Source organism: Pseudomonas sp. RGM 3321 (assembly GCF_022836805.1).
Taxonomy (GTDB): domain Bacteria; phylum Pseudomonadota; class Gammaproteobacteria; order Pseudomonadales; family Pseudomonadaceae; genus Aquipseudomonas.
This window is the reverse complement of sequence record NZ_JALHBH010000095.1, coordinates 1-24,578: the sequence shown is the minus strand read 5'-3', so window position 1 is coordinate 24,578 and position 24,578 is coordinate 1. Positions and strand designations below refer to the sequence as shown.

The 24,578-nt window shown below is 58.0% G+C and carries 18 protein-coding genes; 1 reads left to right on the top strand and 17 read right to left on the bottom strand.

Annotated features, from left to right (window positions below; genetic code table 11):
• Positions 1 to 18: 18 nt before the first annotated feature.
• The 16 genes from fleQ to RGM3321_RS05765 form a co-directional block, all read right to left on the bottom strand.
• Entirely contained in the window at positions 19 to 1,494 is a 1,476-nt protein-coding gene (gene fleQ / locus RGM3321_RS05840) for a transcriptional regulator FleQ (protein WP_002554296.1), read from the bottom strand.
• 177 nt (positions 1,495 to 1,671) lie between these two features.
• Positions 1,672 to 1,968, bottom strand: coding sequence for a flagellar protein FliT (gene fliT / locus RGM3321_RS05835; protein WP_244391993.1), 297 nt, complete (start codon positions 1,966 to 1,968; stop codon positions 1,672 to 1,674).
• A gap of 26 nt (positions 1,969 to 1,994) precedes the next feature.
• Complete coding sequence (gene fliS, locus RGM3321_RS05830; protein WP_244391991.1) at positions 1,995 to 2,393, bottom strand: flagellar export chaperone FliS; 399 nt, start codon at positions 2,391 to 2,393, stop codon at positions 1,995 to 1,997.
• Positions 2,394 to 2,518: 125 nt separating this feature from the next.
• The gene (gene fliD / locus RGM3321_RS05825) at positions 2,519 to 3,997 is read right to left on the bottom strand and encodes a flagellar filament capping protein FliD (RefSeq protein WP_244391989.1); all 1,479 of its coding nucleotides are present in this window, start codon (positions 3,995 to 3,997) and stop codon (positions 2,519 to 2,521) included.
• Positions 3,998 to 4,080: 83 nt separating this feature from the next.
• Positions 4,081 to 4,473: a flagellar protein FlaG gene (locus RGM3321_RS05820; protein WP_002554300.1), complete on the bottom strand. Its 393-nt coding sequence runs from the start codon at positions 4,471 to 4,473 to the stop codon at positions 4,081 to 4,083.
• A 72-nt stretch (positions 4,474 to 4,545) separates the two neighbouring features.
• Positions 4,546 to 5,394 carry a flagellin domain-containing protein gene (locus RGM3321_RS05815; RefSeq protein WP_002554301.1) on the bottom strand — a complete coding sequence of 283 codons (849 nt, stop codon included), beginning with the start codon at positions 5,392 to 5,394 and terminating at the stop codon, positions 4,546 to 4,548.
• Positions 5,395 to 5,721: 327 nt separating this feature from the next.
• Positions 5,722 to 6,648 (bottom strand): ketoacyl-ACP synthase III, encoded by a 927-nt coding sequence (locus RGM3321_RS05810; RefSeq protein WP_002554302.1) that lies wholly within the window; start codon positions 6,646 to 6,648, stop codon positions 5,722 to 5,724.
• 284 nt (positions 6,649 to 6,932) lie between these two features.
• A complete protein-coding gene (locus RGM3321_RS05805) occupies positions 6,933 to 9,839 on the bottom strand; it encodes a glycosyltransferase (RefSeq protein WP_244391983.1) in 2,907 nt (968 codons plus the stop codon).
• Between the two features lie 141 nt (positions 9,840 to 9,980).
• Entirely contained in the window at positions 9,981 to 13,556 is a 3,576-nt protein-coding gene (locus RGM3321_RS05800; protein ID WP_244391981.1) for a glycosyltransferase, read from the bottom strand.
• 88 nt (positions 13,557 to 13,644) lie between these two features.
• Positions 13,645 to 15,237: a flagellar hook-associated protein 3 gene (locus tag RGM3321_RS05795; RefSeq protein WP_244391979.1), complete on the bottom strand. Its 1,593-nt coding sequence runs from the start codon at positions 15,235 to 15,237 to the stop codon at positions 13,645 to 13,647.
• A gap of 13 nt (positions 15,238 to 15,250) precedes the next feature.
• Complete coding sequence (flgK, locus tag RGM3321_RS05790; protein WP_244391977.1) at positions 15,251 to 17,311, bottom strand: flagellar hook-associated protein FlgK; 2,061 nt, start codon at positions 17,309 to 17,311, stop codon at positions 15,251 to 15,253.
• 11 nt (positions 17,312 to 17,322) lie between these two features.
• Complete coding sequence (gene flgJ, locus RGM3321_RS05785) at positions 17,323 to 18,567, bottom strand: flagellar assembly peptidoglycan hydrolase FlgJ (protein ID WP_244391975.1); 1,245 nt, start codon at positions 18,565 to 18,567, stop codon at positions 17,323 to 17,325.
• A gap of 10 nt (positions 18,568 to 18,577) precedes the next feature.
• Positions 18,578 to 19,687 carry a flagellar basal body P-ring protein FlgI gene (locus RGM3321_RS05780; protein ID WP_003404340.1) on the bottom strand — a complete coding sequence of 370 codons (1,110 nt, stop codon included), beginning with the start codon at positions 19,685 to 19,687 and terminating at the stop codon, positions 18,578 to 18,580.
• 13 nt (positions 19,688 to 19,700) lie between these two features.
• Positions 19,701 to 20,414 (bottom strand): flagellar basal body L-ring protein FlgH, encoded by a 714-nt coding sequence (flgH, locus tag RGM3321_RS05775; RefSeq protein WP_002554309.1) that lies wholly within the window; start codon positions 20,412 to 20,414, stop codon positions 19,701 to 19,703.
• Between the two features lie 84 nt (positions 20,415 to 20,498).
• A complete protein-coding gene (gene flgG, locus RGM3321_RS05770) occupies positions 20,499 to 21,287 on the bottom strand; it encodes a flagellar basal-body rod protein FlgG (RefSeq protein WP_002554310.1) in 789 nt (262 codons plus the stop codon).
• 46 nt (positions 21,288 to 21,333) lie between these two features.
• Positions 21,334 to 22,074, bottom strand: a complete 741-nt coding sequence (locus RGM3321_RS05765; protein WP_058401318.1) for a flagellar basal body rod protein FlgF — start codon at positions 22,072 to 22,074, stop codon at positions 21,334 to 21,336.
• Between the two features lie 283 nt (positions 22,075 to 22,357).
• Between RGM3321_RS05765 and RGM3321_RS05760 the strand changes: the two genes are divergently transcribed.
• Entirely contained in the window at positions 22,358 to 22,549 is a 192-nt protein-coding gene (locus RGM3321_RS05760; protein ID WP_122271347.1) for a hypothetical protein, read from the top strand.
• On the opposite strand, the gene RGM3321_RS05755 is transcribed toward RGM3321_RS05760, so the two are convergent.
• Complete coding sequence (locus RGM3321_RS05755) at positions 22,550 to 24,310, bottom strand: flagellar hook protein FlgE (RefSeq protein ID WP_244391973.1); 1,761 nt, start codon at positions 24,308 to 24,310, stop codon at positions 22,550 to 22,552.
• Between the last annotated feature and the right edge of the window lie 268 nt (positions 24,311 to 24,578).

Sequence of the window (24,578 nt, the reverse complement as noted above, 5' to 3'; positions counted from 1 at the left end):
TGGCGCTACAGACAGGCGTCAATCATCTGCCTGTTCATCACCTTCACGACGGCTCATACCGTACTTGCGCATCTTCTCGACCAGCGTGGTACGACGAATCCGCAAACGCTCTGCAGCGCGGGCAACAATGCCGTTGGCATCGTCGAGCGCCTGCTGAATCAGGCCCTGCTCCAGGCCACCCAGATAGTCCTTCAGATCCAGACCTTCAGGCGGCAGCATTGCGCCCGACGCGAAGTTCGGCGTGTTGCTGTTGATGGCAACGCGCTCTTCGATATCGCTGCGCATGCTGTCGACCATCTGCTCGTCTTCGTCATCGACATAGCGGAATTTCTTCGGCAGCTCGGCCACGCCGATCACGCCGTACGGGTGCATGATCGCCATGCGCTCGACCAGGTTGGCCAGCTCGCGAACGTTGCCCGGCCAGGCATGACGACACAGCGACATGATGGCGGCGGAGTTGAAACGAATCGAGCCGCGCTTTTCGTGCTCCATGCGCGAAATCAGCTCGTTCATCAACAGCGGAATGTCTTCGACACGTTCGCGCAACGGTGCCATCTCGATGGGGAACACGTTGAGACGGTAATAAAGATCTTCGCGAAAGCTGCCAAGCTCGATCATGTTTTCGAGATTCTTGTGCGTCGCGGCAATAATGCGCACGTCGATGCTCTGCGTCTTGTTGCTACCCACGCGCTCGAAAGTGCGTTCCTGCAACACGCGCAGCAACTTGACCTGCATGGGCAGCGGCATGTCGCCGATTTCATCGAGGAACAGCGTACCGCCGTTGGCGAGCTCGAAACGGCCCGCACGACTGGTGATCGCCCCGGTAAACGCGCCCTTCTCATGCCCGAACAGCTCGCTTTCGAGCAGCTCGGCCGGAATGGCACCGCAGTTGACCGGCACAAATGGCGCATCGCGGCGCTTGGAGTGATAGTGCAGGTTGCGCGCTACAACTTCCTTGCCGGTCCCCGATTCACCGAGAATCAATACGCTGGCATCGGTGTCGGCGACCTGCTGCATCATCTGCCGCACATGCTGAATCGCGCGACTGGTCCCCACCAGACTGCGGAACAGGTTCGGCTCACGATGACGCCCACGCTCACGGGCCTGATCGTACATCTCGCGATAGACCTGGGCACGGTGCAGGGAATCGAGCAGCTTGCTGTAGCTGGGCGGCATTTCGAGCGCGGAAAGAACCCGCCTGCGCAGGTCCTCCGGCAGCTCGACAGAAGAATTTTCGCTCATAAGCAGCACAGGAAGGAACTCATCCCATGCTGCGATGGTCTTAAGAAGCCCTTGAAGGCTGCCCGGAGCACTTACGCTACCGACCAGTACACAAAGGACTTCTCGCGGAGATGCCAGAGAGCCAACCACCTGCTGCCAGTCCTGGCTTGAACAGGAGAGGTTTTCTTCGCCAAGAAAATTCAGGATAACCGCCAGATCCCGGCGGCGCTGGCTATCGTCATCGATTAGCAGAATCTTGATTTCACGCCACATGCAATAGCAACTTCCCTAGTCAACTCAATGCCCATGATTGGGGGGCAGCTTGGCATCTCAGCTGTATAAACCTTGAGACGCCAGAAAATAGTAAACATCACTAGTTAAGTCAAAAAAACGAACACAGTCAAATTTATGGCGAAATTCTTGTCGAACAATAAAAATGACAATTAAACATTAACCGAACAGATGGTATACCTTCGACGCGTTCTTCGCATTCTGGATTTGAGTCATTTCATCGACGACTGCTTGACGCTCCCCGGTTGCAACATCAATCAGTTGTCTGTAGACCCCCAACAACTCCTCGAGATTGCTGCGCAGAGCCGGTTCGTCAGCAGGCGCTTCGCTGACCACCGCATCGACACATTCGCGACACGCCAGGTCAAGTTTGACGATAGCTTCCCAGTCGCGTTCGGCAAGCGCCCCCACCAGGGCTTCCCGGGTTTCTTCGATACGCTTGAGCGCAGCACTCATCTTGTTGTTCTCCTCAGGGCAGCAACTTATTGTTGTGCTTGTGCGGTACCGATAGCGTCCCAGCCTTCCTTGACGGTGATCAGCAGCCCGGCAACCTCGTCGAGAATCTTCTGATCGTTGCGTGCGTTGGCCTCGGCCAGGCGCGTCATCATGTAGTGATAGAGGCTGTCTTGCCTGACCAACGCTTCGCTGGGGGTGTTCTCCAGATCCAGCCCTTCACGCAGACCGCCTACGATGCCGATCGCCTTGCTGATGAACACGCCTTTGTTGGCGACGTCCTTGCGTGCCATGGCACCCTTGGCTTGGGCGATACGGTCGAGGCCACCCTCCATCAACATTTGAACCAGACGGTGAGGACTGGCTTCCGAGGTCTGAGCCTGGGAGCCGATCTTCTGATACTGCCGCAACGCTAACATCGGATTCATAAGGGGGACCTCGTCGCAAATCCATAATACTGATACCCAAGCTATCGACGCATCGCGCAGAAACTTTAGCCCAAAAGCAGAAACCCGACTCGAAGTCGGGTTCTTGAAACTTCTGTAAAACGAATTTACGAAGCGTTTTTCTGCGCGTTCATCGCTTCGAAGATCGAAGTGATACTGGTAGCGGTCGCCTTGAGCTGCCCGACCACCAGGTCCATGGCGTTGTATTTCTTGGTCAGACTGGTCGTCAAGCTGGCAATACGACGATCAAGAGCGTCCTGATCACTGGCAATACGGGTCTGTATTTTATTGAGACTGCTCGTCTTGCTGGCCAGAACACCGTCAGACGACGTGTAGGGCAGAAGCGCTTTGGTCATACGCGAGACCAGGCCACCATCAACCGTACCGTCGGCATTTGTTGCCCCGGTACCGGTGAACATCGTCTGAATCTGGCTGCCCAGTTTTTTATCGTTCAGCGCTGCGGTGAATGTAGCAGTGTCCAGTGACAGCGTACCGTTGGACTGCTGGGTCTTGATGCCCAACTGCGAAAGAGCACTGAGGCCCGCACTTGAAGAGGCACTCGCCAGCTGATCACGAATAGTCGCCAGCAGCGCGCGCGGCGTAGCATCGCCGGTAAGGGCGGCCGCCGTATAAACGCCTTTGTCGCTGATCGAACCCTTGGTCAGGGAAGTCACCAGGGTGGCCAGCGTGTTGTAGGAGTCCACGAAGGACTGCAGCGACGCTTTCAACCCATCGGTGTTGGTGGCCACCGTCACGGTAGTGGTTGCTCCAGCAGCAGTTGGCGCGACCAGATCGAAAGTAAGGCCGGAAATCGCGGTACTGATTGTATTCGTCTTGCTGGTCAGGCTCAGGCCGTCGACAGTGAAAGCAGCGTCCTTGGCGGTCGCAGTAATCGCGCCAGCACCGGGGATAGCCTTGCCGCTGGCATCGGTCCCCGTGCTGGTATCGCTCATCAACTTTGTGCCGTCGATATTCAGCGCTTCCTGACCGGAAGCACCCACGACCGAAATGTCACTGCCCTTGCCAGTGGTCGTCGAGCTGAATACCAGCCTGGCACCATTGTCGTCGTTGATGATGTTGGCAGTAATGCCCTTACCCTGCAGCGACGAGTTGATCTTGTCGCGCACTTCCTGCAACGTCGAGGCCTTGTCGATCTTGACATCGTAGTCAGTGCCATTCTGAGTGATTTTCAGGGTACCACTCGGAATAGCACTCGCCTGCGTGGAATTCAGCGCGGCTGTGGCCACCTTGGAAGGCGTCGCCAGCTGGGTGACACCGATCGCGTAAGTGCCGTTGACGGCCGTGTTACTGGCAGTTGCCTTGACCACCGCCTCGTTGGCAGATGTCGCAGCAAAGCCCTGAAACGCAGGCGTCGTGGAGCTGCCCAGGGTATCCAGGGTTTTCTGGAACGCAGCCAGTGCCGACGTCAACTGACTCACACCCGACAGCGATGCGGTTGTAGCGGCGGTTTGCTTGTCGATCTGGTTTTGCTTGGGCGCTTTCTCGGCACCCACCAGACCTTCAACGATGGACGTGATTGCCAGACCCGAACCCAGGCCTGTTGTAGATGTAATTGGACTAGCCATTTTGCCTCTCCCTTCAAGAATGTCGCCGGTTTCACCGCCTTTTCACAGGTCTCGTAAAACAGCAACAAATACCGTACTGACAATCAGGCCTTGGCGCGGAACAACAAACTGTTCGCATCACTCAGGCTATCGGCCAGTTTCAGGATTTCTGCATTGGGAATTTGTCTTACCACTTCACCCGAGTCACTGGCAATGACCTTGACGATCACTTTGCCAGAAGCTTCATCGATCGAAAACTCGAGATTGCGCTTCACCGAATGAAAAAATTTCTGGATGTCTTCTGCCGCGGCTTTGACTTTCGCCTCGTCGTGGGAGTCATCCTTGTGCAGATCTGAGCCTTTACTTTCCGCCGTGGCGGCAACACGCTCGACTGACGGCGTATCGGCAGGCTTGTCAACAGACTTGTCTGGCACTGGAGCCTGACTCGCCGGTTGGGCGGCCGGATAAGAAACGTTCAACTTTACACTCATATCCATAACCATCACCTCCGAAAGTAAAAAAGCGAGAGAGCGCTATTACGCACTCCCCCGCTAAAACTCATGTCGCTATTACTGAAGCAGCTTCAGTACAGCGGATGGCAGCTGGTTAGCCTGAGCCAGAACAGAGGTGGAAGCCTGTTGCAGGGTCTGTTGCTTGGTCAGCTGTGCAGTTTCAGCAGCGAAGTCGGTATCTTGTACGCGACCCAGTGCAGCACTGGCGTTTTCGTTGATATTCTGCAAGTTGGAGATAGTGCTGGTCAGACGGTTTTGTGCAGCACCGAGGTCAGCACGGGTGGAGTTGATGGTCTGCAGAGCCGAGTCGATGGCGGCGATAGCGGCAGAGAAGTTGGTCTCTGCAGTGGTGCTATCGGAACCAGCGATGGTCACAGCGGAACCGACACCCAGGGTGTTGGCGTCAAAGCTTGCGCTCAGAGTCAGGGTGATCTGGTTCGAAGCGCCAGAGTTGGAACCAACCTGGAAAGTCATGGTGCTGGCGGAACCGTCAAGCAGGTTCTTGCCGTTCAGGTTGGTACTTTGAGCGATACGGGTCAGCTCGGAACTCATCGCGGTGAATTCTTTGTTCAGCGCGTCACGGTCAGTGGAGCTGTTGCTGTCGTTTCGCGACTGAACAGCCAGTTCACGCATACGCTGCAGAATGTTGGTCGACTCTTGCAGAGCGCCTTCAGCGGTCTGCGCCAGGGACATACCGTCGTTGGCGTTTTTGATCGCCATAGTCTGGCCGCGGATCTGCGAAGTGATCTTGGTAGCGATTTGCAGGCCGGCAGCGTCGTCTTTGGCGCTGTTGATTTTCAGACCGGAAGACAGACGAGTCATCGAGGTCGAAAGTGCGTCGGAAGCGCGACCCAGGTTCTTCTGGACGTTCAACGATGCTACGTTGGTGTTTACTGTTAAAGCCATGATGAATTCCTCGTTGGTTTGGTACTACGTGGCTTCCGGCCCCTGCAAGCGCCGGGTGTGCCTAGAGAACCTTCGTAATAGTTATCGTCGCGATGGCAGGTTGCTTGAGTGTTTTTTTTGAATATTTTGCCATCATGCCTGCACCCCTTATAAAACAAGGGTTTGAGGCGAAACCAAACCAACATGACGCGAGGAAACCCGTTGTCTGAACTTCACGTTCCAGAAAGAGCAGACCACTGTAGAAGTTCAAAAATGTGACCAGAATCGATTATTCAAAAAAAAGCGCCCGGTGAACTAGTCACGGGCGCTGTTTTAGCCTGCGGCGATTCAGGCTTTATAGATAATCGCAGAACCCCAGGAAAGCCCCACGCCAAAACCGCTCAGCGCTACTCGATGCCACGAAGAGTTGAGTACGTGCTTTTCAATCAGCAATGGAATACTCGACGATACGGTGTTACCCGTCTCAACCATGTCCTTGAGAAACTTCTCGGGCTTGTCTTCAAAGCGGCGTGCCACGGCATCAACAATGGCAGCGCTGCCCTGGTGAATGCAGAATGCATCGATATCGTCAGGCGTCAGGTCTGACTCTCCCAACAGCTCGTGCAGGTGCGCCGGTACTTTCAGCAGCGCAAAATTGAACACCTGGCGACCGTTCATGAAAAACACGCCGTTGCTGACCTTCAAGTGCGGCGCACCCGAACCGTCGGTGCCGAATTTAGCCTTGCCCAGTTGCCAGGCAGCGTCCTCGCCCATCCAGGTCGCTGTGGCTGCATCGCCAAACAACATGGTGGTGTTGCGGTCCTGCGGGTCGACGATTTTCGAATACGGGTCAGCGGTTATCAGCAGACCGTTTTTCAGCCCTGCCGCTTCCATGAACCCCTTGATCGCGTAGATGCCATAGACATAGCCGGAACAGCCCAGCGAAATGTCGAACGCAGCGACATTGGTCGACAGACCCAGTTTGTCCTGAACGATGGCTGCGGTATGCGGCAGCCCCTCTTCGTCGCCGTTCTGGGTGACGACGATCAAAACGTCAATACTTTCGCGCTTGAGCTGCGGGTTGTTGGCAAACAGGGTATTGGCCGCTTCAACGCACAGGTCCGAGGTTTCCTGGCCAGCGTCTTTACGCGGCAGAAACGTGGAACCGATTTTCCCGAGGATGAAATCTTCATCCTTGCCGAAACTGGCACCTTGAGCGTAGTTATCCACGCCAGCAGTGGGCACGTAACTCGCTATGCTTTTAATGCCAATCATCATGGCTTCCCGATGAGTAAACAGGTCATTTTTCGTCCCGATAAGATCAGGGCGCTACCGAATAAGGGTGATTGCAGACATTTTCAGGGCGCAAGGCATGTGAAAGCAAGCCAGGCGCGTGTCGCTCCCTGTAACACAATACAGTGAAGATGCACGTTATGACCCGCAGGTCACGCCGGTTTGTACGCTTTGCGATTATTGGCGGAGGGAAAAAACAAAATGACGCCGCAGCAGGAGGCAGACGATCCGGCCGTAAAACAGCCGGATCGCATGAAGCATGCAGCTTAAACAGCCAGCGTGAACCCCTTGCCGTTGAGATCTAGATTGGCGTTATAGGCTTCGTCCTGGGCAAACTGCGCCGCCCACTTTCCGCTCAGCGCGCCAAGCACTGGTTCGGGAGCATTTACCACTCCTGAATGCACCACCTGAACATGCGGGGTCCAGACGGTCAGATAGCCCGCCTGTGCAGCCTTCAGGCACAAGTCGACATCGCCCAGCGACTCGGCGAAAGCCTCTTCGTCCAGCCCGTCCAGTGAGTCGTACAACGCCTTGGCAATCATCAGGCAGGCCGATGACACGGCGGAGTAGTTCTGCTCGACCACCAGTCGCTGCATATAGCCACGTGACGTCTTCGGTTCGCCAACGAAGCCGGAACCGACACCGCCATTGAGTCCCAGAACAAGACCTGCCTGGGTAATGGTTCCTTCACGGTCCACCAGACGCACGCCGACCACGCCCACTTCCGGACGCTGTGCCTGGTTGAGCAACGACTCGATCCAGCCGACATTGACGATCTGGCTTTCGGCATCCAGCAGAATCAGGTACTCGCCCTTGGCTTCCTGGCTGACCAGATTGCGCAAGGCAGCCGTGCTGACACGCTGCTCGGCGCGGAATACGCGTACCCGGCTGGACAGCTGTTGCTGCTGGTCGAGCCAGGTCGACAATTCGGCAGAGGTGCTGGCGTTATCACCGATCAGCACTTCATAGCGCTGATAGCGGGTGCGTTGCAGGATACTGTGCAGGCAACGTTGCAGTTCCGGCAGATTGTCCTGGCTGTGGAGCAGAATCGAGACCGCCGGCCGATGGGCATGGCGATAATCGATTTTGTAGGTGCCGGGCAACGCCGAACTGACCTCAGCCTGATAACCACGCTGCCCCAGGTGACGTGTCAGCGCCTTTTGCTCGTCCTGATTGTCTTCGAGTTCGGGGGCATCGCAGATCAGTACCGGCTCGCTCAAATGAGCCAGACCGCTCATGCCGCCTTGCTCGATCAGACGCAGCAGCAGGTCGAATTCCAGCGCCTTGGGAAACTCTCGCGAATAGCCGCCCGCCTCGACCAGCAATTGGCGACGAATCAGCCAGTGCCGAGCGGCCAGTGTCGGCACACTTTGCAGCAGATCAAGGTTGAAGCCCGGACGGAACAATGGCGCAAGGGTGCCGTTGGCTTGACGGTGAATCTCATCCACAGCTACGGCTCGGCATTGTCCGGCGTCAATCAACTCGGCACTGGCCAGCAGCAGACCGCTGCGGGTGAACTCTTCACCCGCCTGTACCAGCATCAACCAGTCGCTGGAAGCCTGTTTGACGACCTGATTGATCTTGTCGACATAATTGTTTTCGGCGACTTTGACGAAGTGCAGGGTGTCGTTCAAGCTGGTGGTTGCAGGCAGATCACCGGTGGTGAATACCACGACCTTGAACGCTCGATAATGGCTGTTGATCAGGCTGTCGAAGGTTGCCTGCAGCTTGAACACGTCGGCTTCCAGATCAAGCAGCAAAATACCGATTTGCGAACCGGCTGGCCGACGCGCCAGCTGCGTGGTGAGCTTTTTCAGTTGTGCCGGTGCCGGATCACGCGAATCGAGCCAGTCGAGCAACTTGCCGGAAGGCATGCCACGCAACAGCTGGCTGTTATCGAAAGCGGAATCAGCCTGCAGACGCTGACCCCAGGCAACAATACGCTCAGCGCATTCGATGTCTTCCTCGTCCTCGGACTTGCCCAACTCTTCGGCCAGACGTTGCACGACGCTGTGACTGAAGGCGTAGTGTGCATAGGCTTGCCACAGACGACTCAAAATCGACTCGGCGTCCGGGTTGCTCTGTACACGCAACAGCTCGGCGTGCTTGACCAGCACGGCTTCCAGCCCTTCCATCTGCACATGCCCTGCCGGCAATAGATGGATCAGAAACTCGACTCGCGCCAGTTCGTCGAACAACGGCTGGTTATAGAACGGCAGTTCAACGAACTGGCGAGGCTCGAACTGCGCGTCCACCTCTGCCAGAGCAACGTTCCACACAGAGCTGATGATTTTTTCGCCGCCCTGATACGGCTGGGTTTCCAGACATTCAGCCATTGCTGCGAGGCCGGCCAGTATGTGCTGCTCGCCCAGCTCACCTTCCAGGCCACTGGCGTCGCCCAGAGACGAGACAAGCAGACGCGCGAGCGTTTCGCGCTCGGCTTTGGCCTTGGGGTCGATGTGCTTGACTGCGCCTGCGATGGCGGCACCATAGCGATGCTCTGCCTCCTTGCCAGCATTGACGTGCAACGCGTAGGGGATGGGCAGTATGCGCAATGCTGCAGCCGCAACCAGAAAGGTCATATGGCCGATTTCCTGCCAGTGCAGCTCTGTACTTTCAGGCACTGAAGTGAACCACTGACGCGCCAGCCCGGTCCGGGTCACGGCATTGAGCAGCGACAGGCTTTGCCCCATGAAGCCCAGAAGCCGCTCACTGGCCTGATCAGATGCGTAGTCCTCATGAACCTTACGGTCACGGCGGAAATAATCCACGTGGTCGACGTAGGCCCTGTAACCCAGGCTGTAGCCTTGGCAAGCGCCGTAACGTTCGTTGCTTTCAAGGAAACTCACGGCCTCGGTCAGCGCATCAGGCAGCAGAAAACTGTCGACCTGTGCGTACACCACGAAGGGCGTGGACACATGCTTGAGGCCTTCTGCAATTCTGGCGCTGAGACCGGTTTCACTGAGTGCGGCGTTATGGATGTACTGCAGCCCGGCACTCTCGGCGACCTGCGCGTCCGGCGCAGGCGAGGCATCGACCACAATCACATTGCACGGATAACTGCTGTAGTACTTCAGCGCACGACGCAGGAAATGCGGCTGATTCTCGGCGAGCAACAGCAGCGTCAGACGTTGGCTCAACGGTGTGGTTTCATTTCCAGAATGGCTTTGCATGAGCTTTCCTTGATAGCGTGCCGATGGCGTCTCTAATTCTGGTGACCAGAAGCAACCCTGATAACCAAAAGACCCGGCCAACGCAAGAGCAAACAACACAGCCCCAGCCATCAGTGGCTGGAGCGCATCAAACAGGTGGGGTCAGTCGGGCAACCAGCCGTTAGCCCAATATTGCAGGTTTTCTCCACGCAACATGAAATCGCGCAAGACCGTTTCGCGCAATTCGTCGCCCATACGATAGCTCGCATTGGGGTCTGACAGGTGCATGCGAATCGCCTGCAACCATTCTTCGGAGCTGTTGGTGTAGACCCGCGTAGCCGGCAAATGGCCGCGGTACGCCTCGGTGTCCGAACAAATGACCGGGTAGCCGCACGCACCGTACTCCAGCAGACGCAGATTGCTCTTGCAGTCATTGAAGATATGGAATTCCAGCGGTGCCAGGGCCAGATCAAGGTTCAGGCTGGCCAGTTTGGCCGGGTAGGTTTGCAGGCTTACAGCTGTGTGATACTCATGAATGTAAGGCTTGAGCAAGTCCGGGCACATGCCGAAGAACACCCATTCGACTTCATCGGCCAGTTCACGCACGACATCAACAATCAATTCCAGGTCGCCGCGATGACTGGTTCCCCCGCCCCAGCCGATCCGCGGCTTGCCGGAGGTGCGGCGCTGGCTTTTAAGGCTGCTCCACAAGTGCGTCGCCAACATGTTCGGCACCACACGAATGTCGCTGTGCATGCTCGACAGCACCTGAGCCAGCGGCTGGGTAGACACCACCACGCGGTCGCACAGACCTATGCCCTTGCGCAGCATCTCGGCAATGTTGTCGGGCATGCTGCGCCGGTGCTCGTTTCGCTCGGGCACATCGATGATGTAGTCATCCAGTTCAAAAATGCGCATGGCACTGGAGTAGCTCTTGGCCAGAACGATATCTTTGATCTTGGGTTCGGAATAACGTCCTTGAAAGACGATGACGTCCGGAGACTGGCGTTCGACCTCGACAGGCGACATAGACTCATAGGTCATTCGCCCGGACACTCGCCCGGCCGCTACCAGCTCAAGCAACGGTTGGCTGACACGGTAATGACCCACTGCCGACGAGTTGACCAGCATGCCCAGAATCGAAGGCAGATGGCGGGTGCAGAACGGCTCCCAGCCCACTTGCAGACCTGGGTCAAGATCGAAAGCCTGCACTTCACTGAGGTGAAGATTGGGGTTATAGGCCGGGTCCCGAGCCATCTTCGGCAGCCATTTTTCAAAGAACGATTGCTGCTCTTTATCCAGCGCCTGACGAGACGTTTCAGAGCGCTCGGCGGCGGCAGGCTCGGCCAATACCAGTGACGAATCGGGTGTGCCGACAATCAGGTAGCCGTCACGCCCGACCCGCATGCACAGGTCCAGATCCTGTAGCCCTTGAGTGAAGGTTGCAGCTTGCATGCCGCCTGCCTGGTCGAAAACTTCCTTGAGGACCATCAGGCAATTGCCACTGACCGCGCTCCAGTTCTGCGTCAACTGCAGACGCTGCATGTAGCTGCTTGAGCCTGCCGGATAATTGATGAAGGGCCGCCCCGCCAGCCCGTCCATGCCCATCACCATCCCTGCGTACAGAATATTGCCTTGCGGGGTGAGGATTCGTGGCCCGACGATGCCCACCTCGGGACGCTGGGCGTGGTTAAGCAGACTTTGCAGCCAGTCAGCCTGATGCAGCACAGCATGCGGGCTGAGCATGAGCAGATAATCGCCGTTGGCGTGCCGGGCGGCGAGGTTCTGAGCACTGGCTTCGCTGCCAGGCTCGGTCAGCGCATAAATGCGCAGCTTGTCGCTGCCCAGCTCACTCATCGCGGCAAACCAGGCGCGGGTATCAGCGCTCTCGCTGGCATTGTCGACGATCAGCACTTCAAAATAAGGGTAAGTCGTGTTGCTGAGCAGGCTTTCTACACACCGCTCCAGAGCTGCCAGTTGATCCCGGGTGGTAATGATCACCGATACCAGCGGGCTTGTAGCATGCCGGTATTCGATCCGGTTCAGCAGTGGCAGCTGATCATGGTGGATGACGTGCTCTCGGCCAATGCGCGAAAGATGGGCCGATACGACCGACTCGTTATGCTCGATCACCTGGGGCAGCGAAAGCCATTCAGCGTAGGTCAGGGTCGATTCAACCTGAACCTCGGCGATGTGTTCGACAGACTGAGGCCCGACGCGTTCCACCAGACGCCAGATGAAATCGTGCGGTGCCAGTTCGCCGTGTACAGGGTCGAAGCCGCCTGTGTCCAGCAGATTGCGGCGCTGGAACGCCAGCGTGCGGCCAACGTAAGGATAGGCCCGCATCAGGTCCAGGTTGAAATCAGGCTTGAAGATCGGCTCGCTGGATTTCCCATCGACCAGAGCGCCTTCGTCGCTGTAAACGCACAACAGGCCCTCGCTTTGCGCGACTCGCTCTGCCAGCACCAGCAGTGACGGCTGAGTCAGCCGGTCCCCGGCACGCAGCAGATAAACCCAGTCGGCGCTCTCCAGCAGCGGCAGCACTTCGTTCAGTTGGCGTGCCCAATCCGGCTGCAACGAGAAGCGCAGCACCTGCGGATCGTCAACATCGGCATTGGTCAACACAACCACTGAATCAGCGGCGTAATCCTGCTCGGCAATGCTGCGTAGGGTGATATCCAGCCCTTCGGCATCGCCAAACGGGTCAACGACCACCGGAACGATGCGCGGCTGCCACGTCCAGTGTCCGATGCGTTTCTCGATCAGTTTTCTCTGCGGGGCGGTAAATTGCCGACACGACAGCCACTCGGTGTAAAGCTCGGCGTAGGTTTCGCTCTTGCTGCCCACCCGGCTGTGCATGACACCCTGACGACTGGCCATTATCCCGTAAAGACCGACCTCGTCCCACTCACGGGGCTGTTCCAGCGCCTTGCGCAAGGGCAGAAAGCGCACCCAGCCCTGGGCCGGGGCCTGCTCACCGCTACGTGCCTTGAGCATTTCGTTCAGCCAGCTCCATTCAGTGGCGGCCTTTTGAATCACGTCGGGCTGGCCGCTGAAACGATCCGGGTGCCGGCGCTCGACGTTTTGAATAGTGTGCAGCGCGACCAGGTTGCCACGGCGCAACAGGCATATGAACAGCGCAAAATCCAGCAGCGCGATAAACCCCTGTCCCGACTGGGCAATCGAAGGCAGGTACTCCATAACATCGGCCCGGCGCATCAGAGCAGCACTGAACCCACCCAGATAATTGCGTGGCGTACGCTCGAAAATCGCCAGCATGTCCTCGCCTTTGAACACGGCGTCGTAGGGCACGAGCCCGACGTTTTCCAGACGGGGTGGCAATACGTAGTCATCGATGTCGACCAGATGTCGTCGGCCAACGACCAGACTCACGTCCTCATAGGCATCCAGAACGCCTGCCTGGTTAGCGATGAAGTACGGAAAGAGGCGGTCGTCGTCACACAGAAACTTGATGTATTCGCCGCGCGATTCTTCAAGGCACTTCAGCAGATTGCCCTGAAACCCCAGCCGCTGCGGGTTGCGCACATAACGTGCGAGGTTGCTGGATGCGGGCACCAGTTCGTCGAAAACGGCCTTGATTTCATCGGTGCGGCAATCGTCGCAGACAATGATTTCCAGGTTGTCGTAAACCTGATTCAAGGCACTTTGTAGCGCGGCGCGGAAGAACCGGGGATTGAGGGCGGGAATGACGATACTGACGAGGGGGACTGAATTCACTATTGCAGACTCGCGAGCGGCGGGAAGCTACCGGTCAAGTAACCTCCCTCACCGCTGAAATAAAGACGGCGGATGCTCAATACCAGGGTTACAGCTGGCTGAACAGGTTCAGCTTGGACAACTGGACGAATACCTGCTGAGAGGCATCCAGCATGGTCTTCTGCAACGTCAATCGGGTAGTGGCCTCAACAATATCGGCGTTGACATAAGTGCCCTGCTCAACCGTGTTGTTGCCCTTGAGCAGCTCGTTGGTCGTGCCTTGCGCCGTCGCCGCCAATTGGCGTGCGCCGCCGGCGGAGCGCGCTGTGGAAACCTGATCGATGCTGCTGGCAATGTTGCCTAGCGCGGAGCCCAATGCGGCATCAAGCTTTTGCGAGGCAACCAGATTGCCGTCAGTGGGTGTCGACAACGCCTTGATCGCCGCTGTCAGCGTGTTCAGGATGTTCTCGGTCTGGTGCGTGCCGGACTCCACGACAAACTGATCACCGGCTGCTGGCGTCCCGCTGACCGTAAAATTGACGCCCGACGCATTGGCCGTCGAACCGGTCAACGTGCCACTCGACACCGGCTTGCTGCTGCTGGTGACGGGCGACGCATACAGGTCGTAGGCAGTGGCGCTGGTGAACTTGAGAATCGCACCATTGGGCGGAAAAGTGTTGTTGAACGCCGTGCGGTCAGCCGTTGTGTTGCCCACTGCCGAACTGCTGATAGTGGCGGCCGACGTGTTGCCCGGGCTGCGCGAAGTCGAGACCGTGTCTGGCGTCGAGGCCAGTTCATAGCTGCGATTGGTCAGTGCCGTAGCGGCCGTTGCAGGCGTGGCAGATTCGGCGGCTGACAGGTTGATGTTCATGGTCAGCTCTACACCGCGGAAGGTGAAGGTCTGATCAGCGAACGAGCTATAGCTGAATTTACCGGCAGTTGACGCATCGGTCGTGACATCGGTGCCGCTGGCATCGGTAATCTTGAACTGCGTACCGCTGAGGAACGTCATGGTGTACGGTTCGCCAGCCTGATAGCCCGAGTTGTAAGCGCTGGTGGACGTAACCTGGCCGCCAGTCAGGCCGACCTTGCCGTCGTCGGTCGCAGGCGAAAGCAGCGTCGAAGACGTACGGGTAGTGTTGACGGCTTGTTCGAACGCTTCATAGCCTGTGGTGTTGCTCGGTAAAACCAGGCCATCACCAATTGCCAGATTGACGCTGGTCTGGTCCCCGCTATAGCTGTAAGTGCCATCGGCATTCTGCGCGTACGGCGGTGCCGAAGACTTGGACCCGGCAAAAATATACTGGCCGTTGGAGTCCTGGCTGTTCATCAAGCCGAGAAGCTGGCTCTGATACTGTTTGAGTTCAGCGGCCTTGGCCAGGCGGTCGGAATCGGTGTAAGCACCGTTGCCTGCCGATACGATCACTTCACGGGCCGTCTGCATCGTATCGACGATGCTGGTCAGCGCAGTCTCGGAATTGACGATGTTGGTATTGATCGTGCCGATGTTCGACGCGTACTGGGTCAGCATGGAGTTCTGCTGAGCCAGTTGCAGGACACGTGCAGCACCCACCGGATCATCGCTGGCGGTGTTGAGTTTGATGCCGCTGGAGACCTCTTCACTGGTCTTGAGCACATTCGAATACGTACGCTGATAATTGGTGTTGGTGGATTCGTAGAACTGGGTAGTTGAGATCCGCATGGTTCACGACTCCTTAAAGGCTGTTGATCAGCGTGCTGAAAATGGTTTGGGCCGCCTTGATGATCTGCGAAGAGGCCGTGTAGTACTGCTGATACTTGATCAGGTTGGCCGCTTCTTCATCGAGCGACACGCCCGAGACCGAATCACGCGCGGACTTGGCCTGTGCAACGACGGCAGCGCTGGCGGTGACATCGCTCTTGCCCTGCCCTGCCAATGTACCGACGACCGAGACCAGATCGGCGTAAGCGCCGGACAGGCTGGTGCCCACGCCGCCGTTGGTGACGCCGACGGTCTTGGCCGTCTGCAACCCTACCATTGCCAGCGCGTTGCGGTTGTCCGAAGAGCCGGCACCGGTCAGGCCGATGCTGAACGTGTCATTGACCAATGGCGAACCGGACAGGGTCATCTGCACTTCGAACGCCGTCTTGCCAGCTGGTGTAGTGGTGTTGTCGGTGTAACCGATGCTCAGCTTTACAGCGTTGCTCTGACCCTGAATGATCGTGCCACTCACCGCGCTGCCATTCTGGTCAAGCACAGGCGCACCACTGGCATTGATCAGCGTGTAGCTCTGCACACCGGTACTGCTGACCGCACCCATCACCAGCTTCATCGGCGCGGAGTCTTTGATCGCGTTACGCAGGTCAGAGGTCTGAACGCTGTCGTAGATGTCCGATTTGGTATTGAGCACTGGCTGCGTGAAGCCACCTGTGCCCGAGTTGCTGGACCCGGCAGTCGCTGTCAATGGTGCGGCCGCTGCAATGTCCTTGGGATCGGTCAACACCACCGAGATACCCGAGGCACCGTTGCGTGTTGGAGTAACCTTGAAAACGTCGCCAGCAGCCAGCGCATTGCCATTGAGGCTGACACTGAAGCCGTCGAACTGTTTGGGCGGGTTGTCAGTCAGCGCACCGGTGCCGACGCTTTCGCCGTTGGGCAGGCGACGAACCGTGAAGTTGGAGGCGTCGCTGAAGGTGACTTCGTAATCGTCGGCGGTCAGTTTGCTGGTATCGCCAATGGTCACGTCCAGGTTGCCGGAACCGGCGCTGTTGGTGGTCTTGCCGGTACTGCGCTGCGAAATGGCGTCGGCACTATTGATGTTGGCATACAGGCTGGAACCGAAGTTGCCTTTGCTGTCGATGCCCTGGCTCATCTGGCTGTTGACCTGATCGGCCAACACCATCGCGGCACGGCCCAGCTCATTGGTCGCAGGCACCAGCACATCGGAGCGATAGCGCAGCAGACCGCCAATCGAGCCACCGCTGATCACCGAGGTGACGTCAGTCTTGGTCTGGCCGTAAGCGATTTGTACGTTGTACTGCAGAGGATCGGCAGGGCTCGGGGTCGCCGACATGGTGTACGACGTGCCACCGCTGACCAGCGATTGGCCCGTACCGGTGTAGATATCGTAGTTGCCGTTGTTCTCGATTACCTTGACACCCACCAGCCCGTTGAGCTGGCGCACAGTCTCATTGCGCGAATCGAGCAGCGAGTTGGGCGTGGTGTTGCCAGCCCCTGCCTGAGTGATCTGTTTGTTCAGGCTTGCCAGGGTCGTGGTCAGCTCGTTGACCTGTTTGGTGAAGGTGGTGAGCTGGGCATTGACGTTGTCATTCTGCGACGACAACTGCGAAGCGACCGAATTGAAGCGCGAGCTCAACGCAGAAGCCTGAGTCAGGAATGCCGAACGGTCCGACGACTGCGTAGCGTTGGTCGCAATGCCCTGCATCTTGGTGAAAAAGTCAGCCAGCTGCGTGGACACGCCAGTCGCGCTGTCGGACAGCAGTGTATCGGTCTTGCTGGCCTGGCCGGAGTACGCAACCGCGTCCGCGCTCAGGGCAGTACTGGTTTGCAATTGGGCATCAAGGTAGCTGTTGTAGATACGACGCACGTCGGACAGCGTCGTACCGGTGCCGATGTAGCCGACACCCAGGCCGATATTGATCTGTGCCGAAGCCGTGGTCATTACCTGCTGACGCGAGTAACCGGCGGTATCCACGTTGGCCGTGTTGTTACCGATAGTGTTGATCGCGGCACTGCTGGCATTGATACCTGAGAGCCCAATTGAAATCAGCGACATGATTCAAAACCTTATAAAGTCGTGGAAGAGCCCGATGCAGCAGCGTAAGTCTGGTAACTCTTCATCTGCTTCGCGATCTGCGAAATCTTGCTGGCGTAGGCCGGGTCAGTTGCATACCCGGCCTTCTGCAATTCTTTTACAAACTGTTCCGGTTTATCGGCCGAATTGACCACTTCTTTATACCGATTGTTGTTCTGCAACAGGCTGACCAGGTCGTGGAAGCTGTCGGCGTAGGAATCGTAGGAACGGAAGTCTGCGGTTTCCTTGACCATCTTGCCGTCACGGAACTCACTGGTAATGGCGCGCGCTTCAGCGCCTTTCCAGCTACCCGCCGCCTTGATGCCGAACAGGTTATGACTGCTGCTGCCATCCTGCTGACGCATGATCGACTTGCCCCAGCCGGTTTCCAGCGCAGCCTGCGCCACCAGCATCACCGGATCGACGCCAATGCGTGCGGCCGCTTCCTTGGCGAGCGGCAACATCGTTTCGACAAACTGGTCAGCACTGCTGAATGCGCGCTTGGCCGGTGCCAGCGGTGGCTGGGCCATGGAACGCACGTACTCAGGCGCGGGAGCCAGGTTGGGGTCGAGCGTCCAGTCGCCGTTGTTGCCATTGCTGCTGGCCGTTGCGCGAGCAGGCACCGGGCTGTTGCTGACAGCTGCTGTGGCGGAAGGCACGATGCCGGCCAGCAATCGGTCGGTTAGCTTGGTTGGCAACGACAGACGACGCGAGTTGAGCGCCGCCATGTCATTGCGTCCATCACCGGATGCCGAAACTGCGGCAGCCGCCTGATCTGCCGCCGCCGAGCGCGTGGCCCACAGCGGACGCTGATAGACACTGGTCGCCAGCCCGGTTTTGGCCGGGGTCGTATCGCCAGTCGTTGCAGGCGTGGCTGTCGTATCGTTCGGCGCTGCGTGCTGAATACCCTTGTCCTTGGACAGCTGACGCATCAGCACATCCTGCAAACCGATGCCGTTGCCACGGGTGGACAGGGTGACCGCCAATTGCTGGTCATACATGTCCTGATACTGCCGCGTCGCCGGGGTGTTCATCGGGTTGTCCTTGGCCAGCACTTCGTTGGCCGAGCGCATGGCCTTGAGCATCTGGCTGACGAACAGCGACTCGAACTCCTGAGCAACCTTCTTCTGGTTGGCCACGCTGTCCTTGTCGCCATGCTTCAACGCTGCCAGACGGTTGACGTCGGTGTAGGCACCGGAGTCGACCGCTGACGAAATTCCGCTCTTGGGCATGTCCATAATCGAGTCCTCAGATGACGATCAGGTCGGCTTGCAACGCGCCGGCCTGCTTAAGGGCTTCGAGGATGGCCATCAGGTCACCGGGCGCAGCGCCGACCTGATTGACCGCACGCACAATCTCGTCCAGCGTGGTGCCTGGGCCGAATTTGAACATCGGGTGCAGTTCCTGCTGGGCATTGACCCGCGAACGCGGCACGACCGCCGTCTGGCCACCGGACAATGCGCCCGGCTGGCTTACAATCGGGTCTTCGGTGATGGTCACGGTCAGGCTGCCGTGCGTTACGGCAGCAGGCGAAACCTTGACGTTCTGACCAATCACGATAGTGCCGGTCCGCGAATTGATGATGACCTTGGCAGCGGTCTGGCCAGGATCGACTTCCAGGTTCTCCAGAATCGACAGGTAGTCGACACGCTGACCCGGATCAAGCGGCGCGGTCACACGTACCGAGCCGCCGTCCAGCGCCTGAGCAACGCCAGGGCCGAGCAGCTCATTGATCTTGTCCACAATCCGCTTGGCAGTGGTGAAGTCGGACCGGTTCAGGTTGAGGGTCAGGGTATTACCCTGATTGAAGCCGCTCGGCACCGAGCGCTCGACCGAAGCACCACCGGGAATACGGCCCGACGACGGAACGTTGACAGTGATTTTCGAACCGTCACGACCTTCCGCATCAAAACCGCCGACCACCAGGTTGCCCTGTGCGATGGCGTAGACATTGCCGTCGACACCCTTCATTGGCGTCATCAACAGCGCACCGCCGCGCAGGCTCTTGGAGTTACCGATCGAGGAAACGGTGATATCGACCGTCTGACCCGGTTTGGCGAACGCTGGCAGATCCGCGTACACAGCAACTGCTGCAACGTTTTTCAACTGCACAGTGCCGGAACCGGACGGCACCTTGATGCCGAACTGCGACAGCATGTTGTTGAACGTCTGCAGGGTGAACGGGGTCTGGGTGGTCTGGTCGCCCGTACCATTGAGACCCACGACCAGACCGTAACCGATCAACTGGTTGGCCCGCACGCCGGAGATGCTTGCGATGTCCTTAAGACGCTCGGCGTGAACGCCGAACGCTGTGGACAACAACAAGGTCGCCGCTATCAGTTGCTTGAGCTTGATCATGTCTATCCCGCTATCAGAAAGGGAACAACGGGCTGAGGAAGAACCGGTCGAACCAGCCTGGCTGGCTGGTATCGGCAAAGGCTCCAGTCCCCGAATAGGTAATACGTGCATCGGCAATACGGGTGGACGACACAGTGTTGTCGGTGGCGATGTCATCAGCCCGAACCAGCCCGGCAATACGCACCAGCTCGTCACCGGTATTGAGGGTCATCCACTTCTCGCCGCGCACCGCCAGAATGCCATTGGGCAACACATCCGCCACAGTCACAGTGACCGAACCGGTCAGGCTGTTGCTTTGTGCGGCCTTGCCATCGCCCTTGGTAGTACGAGCGCCGGTATAACCTGCGTTAAGGCTCAGGTCATTGCCACCAATCGGGTTGTTGGTAGTCAGGCCCGAACCGAACAGCGAGGTCAGACCAATACTGTTGGTGCTGTCCTTGGTCATGGCCGAAGTTGCCGCCTTGCTGGCTGCCATACGCTCGGAAAGCGTGATGGTGATGATATCGCCGATACGGAAAGCCTTGCGGTCGCCATACAGGTTCTGCTCGAAACCGGCTTGATAGATGGCACCATTGTTGGCAGCGGCCGACATGGGTGTACGCGGCAACACCGGAGCGTAATAAGGGTCATTGGGCTTGGCCGTCGGCGCAACGCAGCCAGACAGCAGGGTGATCCCGCACAATGAAGCGATCAACACTGAAAAACGCGGAACACTAAGGCGGTTCATGACACTTGAAACCTCGCGGTGTAACAGGCGCTTATCAGGCGCCCCGTCGGATTGAGCAGTTTTACGAGCGACAACATCAAACACTTACAGGTTCTGAGTCAGGTTCTGCAGCATCTGGTCGGCGGTCGAGATTACTTTGGAGTTCATCTCGTAAGCACGCTGGGTGGTGATCATGTTGACCAGCTCCTCAACAGTGCTGACGTTGGAGTTTTCCAGGGTGTTCTGCAGGGTCGGGCCCAGGCCGTTGAGGCCTGGCGTGCCGATCTGCGGCGCGCCGCTTGAACCGGTTTCCAGATAAAGGTTGCCGCCGATGGCCTGCAGGCCAGCCGGGTTGATGAAGTCAGCGGTCTGGATGTTGCCGATGATCTGCGGAGTGGCGGTTGCACCGGCCAGCGTGACGGAAACAGTACCGTCCTGACCGACTGTGAAAGTCTGGGCGTTCTGCGGAACGACAATCGCAGGCTCAAGGGCGTAGCCGTTGGCAGTCACGATCTGGCCGTTGGCGTCCAGGTGAAAAGTACCGTCGCGGCTGTAGGCAACAGTGCCGTCCGGCTGGGTCACCTGAAAGAAACCACGACCGTTTACCGCCAGGTCCAGCGGGTTGTTGGTGGTCTGCAGGCTACCGGCCGTGAAGTTCTTCTGCGTGCCGACGATGCGCACACCGGTACCCAGTTGCAGACCGGATGGCAGCTCGCTGTCCTGAGTGGACTGGGCACCCGGCTGGCGTTTGATCTGGTACAGCAGGTCCTGGAACTCGGCACGGTCACTCTTGAAACCTGTGGTCGAAACGTTCGCCAGGTTGTTGGAGATAGTGGTCAGGTTGGTGTCCTGAGCGGCAAGGCCGGTTTTAGCGACGTATAGTGCAGGAAGCATGTGTGTTCTCCTCAAGCGCCGGTTTGTCGGCGCAAGCTGTCATTGATTAGCCAAGTTGCAAGACGCGAGCCATCGACTGATCGTCTTCTTCGGCTGTCTTCATCATCTTGACGTGCAATTCGAATTGACGGGACAAGGCCAGCACCGAGGTCATTTCCTCGACCGCATTGACGTTGCTCGCCTGCAGAAAGCCGGACTCGACCTGAACGGTGGCATCGGCAGCAGCAGGCTGGCCGCTCTTGGTGTGGATCAGGCCATCGGGGCCTTTTTCCATGGTCTTGAGGTCAGGCTTGACCAGCTTGATACGGTCGACCTGCGCCATCACCTGCGGGCTTTCGCCCAGCGAGCGGATGCTGATCGTGCCGTCGGCACCGATCTCGATCTGCTGCTGAGGCGGCACGGCAATCGGACCGCCATTGCCCATTACCGGCAAACCGCTGCCGTCGCGCAACACACCCAGGGCATCGATGTTCATGCCGGAGCTGCGGGTATAGGCTTCGCCACCGTCGGGAGTCTGCACGGCAATCCAGCCATCACCCTTGACGGCGATGTCCAGTTCACGGCCGGTCTCAACCATGGCACCGGAGGAAAAGTCGGTCCCCGGACGTTCGCTCATCGCATAGGCGCGCGATGGCATGACCTCGCCAAACACCGGCATCGAGCGGGCCTGTTCAAGGTCACGCATGAAACCGTTGGTTGATACGTTTGCCAGGTTGTTGGCGTGAGCCTTCTGCGCGATCGCGTTTTCGGATGCACCGCTCATTGCGACGTAAAGCAACTTGTCCACAGTCTTCCTCCTCCGACAGACGCTTGCCGCCTGTAGCTGTTCTGAAAGGGTTAAAGCAATTTTTGAACCAACTTGTCAGGCTCGATACAAATGCCTGATTAACCAGCAAAAACCGACATTCGATGATGCCCTTCGGGCAAAGCGCCACCCAATAGCGGCGGAGGACTGCCGCCTGCCGATCATCAAGCAGCGAGCACCGCCAAAAAAACTTCATTGGCATGGGCTGACAACCGGACCGACAGTGATAATCTTGCGGACACCGCAGCCCTGAACGGGAACCCTCATGCCTTTTCGTGCGTGCATTGCCGGCATCGCGAGCGCGAGCCTGATGACCTTCGCCCTCCTCGCCCAGGCCGCCCCCGCCCACTATTACAAATGGCAGGGCGACAGCCGGATTGTCTGCGCCCAGACCAGCCCCGGGCCTGGCTGGACACGGCTGAAAGGTCACTTCATCAAATCCGACTGTTCAATCTGATCAGGTCGACTGGATCAGCGTCTGCATCACGGTCGCCTCTGTCGATATCGCCTTGGAGTTGGCCTGATAAGCCGTCTGCGCCTGGATCAGAGCAATCAGTTCATCGGCCAGGACGACATTGGACCCCTCCAGCCCGTCACCGATGAGGCTGCCCAGCGTGCCGACGCCCGGCACATTGTAGTCGGCAACGCCAGACTCGGCGGATTCGGTCCAGCGCGTATCACTGCGCGCCTGCAACCCCTGCGGATTGGCGAAGCTGGCGAGTATCACCTGACCGATATTCTTGTTCATGCCATTGGTAAATCCGGCACGCAGGATGCCATCGCGCCCCGCGCTCAAGCTGCTCAACTGCCCCGCCGCGTGGCCATCAACATGAGTAGATGAACGCGAACTGGCGGCGTTGTGCTGAAGCAGGTTGGTGAAGTCGATCGTGATACCCTTCGCACTGCCAGCCGCACCGTTGGACACCCACTGTTCTCGCCCCGTGACCCGCTCGGCAGGCATGGCCGGTGTCCAGCCGGTCAGTTGCAGACCATTGTTATGGGTACTCGCAAAACCAGGGCCGCCGGTCAACGACTGTACCCAGCCGCCAGAATCAAACACGATGTTCGCCGTCAGCGGGTCGGTGGAATCAGGCATCTGCGGGTTGCGACCATCAATCAGCGCATGAATGCGCCAGCTGTTGGTGCCGTCCTTCACGAAATACTGCTTCAGCTCGTGCTGATTGCCCTGACTGTCGAAAATCGCATTGGCAAACATATCGCTGTACGTCTTCAGGTCCGACGGATCAAACGCTGGCACCGGGCGATCCATCAACGCATCACCAGGGTCAAGCATGCTGGTCGATCCATCCTTCAACGGCAGCGACACTGTGCCGCCGTTGGCAGCGCCGTTACTGACCCAGGCACCATCGACCTCTTCAGCCGGCCGCCAGCCTTGCAGGGCAAATTCGGTGTCCGAGACCTTACGAAGGTGCTGGCTATTGCCGCTGTATGACAGCGATCCGTCCGGTCGTTGCTCAAGGGTGACATGCAACGGCGCCACGCTGTTCGGGTCCACCGGATTACGCCCATCGATCAGTACATACATGGACCACTGACTGTCGCCGGTCTTGACGAAATACTGCTTGAGCTCATGATCCGCCGCGGGCACCGCAGTGGTCCCCGCTCCAGACCCCGCGTCCTTAATGGTACGGCCAACGGCCCGCGTGTAGGTCGCAGGATCGGCCGGATCGAAGACCGGCAAGCGCGCGAGCGAAGGCAGCGAGGCGTCCAGGTTGATGTTCTCGGCAACCCGCGTGGTGGCTCTGGCCGATACATTCGATGTGTCAATCTGCAAGTCGGTGCGCAACCCACGCTTGATCTCGCCCTGCTCGTTTGCCGCATAACCCTGCAATCGTCCACCCTCGCTGTCGACGACGAAGTTCGCCGCATCCTTGAGGAACGCTCCGGCACGGGTATAGGCAAGAGACCCACCGTCACTCACGACAAAAAAGCCGTTGCCCTGAATACGCATGTCGAGCGGATTACCCGACGTGGTCATGCTTTCGCCCTGATTGAAGTTCTGCTGTGTTGAAGCAAGGCGTACGCCATCACCTACTGCATTGCGACCACTGCCCAACTGGCTGGCTGAATACAGCGCCGAGAACTGCGCACGCGAGGACTTGAACCCGATGGTGCCGGAGTTGGCAATATTGTTACCGGCCACCTCCAGCCTTTTGTTCGCGGCATGAATGCCGCTGATCGCGGTATTGAACGACATGAAAACTCCTTCGCCCCAAAGGGCAACTCATAGAGGAGTTTTGATTCTCACATCATCGCGCGTAGGAGATTTCCAAGTACATTGACCGAACTTTCCGCAAGTTTAATTAAACTCGAACGTGCATCACTTTATAAAAAACAACTGTCTAGTCCTGAAATAGGTTTACACCTGTTTCACGCTCAAAACGCCCGATGCACCGCATCGGGCGTTTTGTATTTCAGGGATAAGTGTGGCCGCTCCCTATTGTAGATCTGCACCGATTCATCCA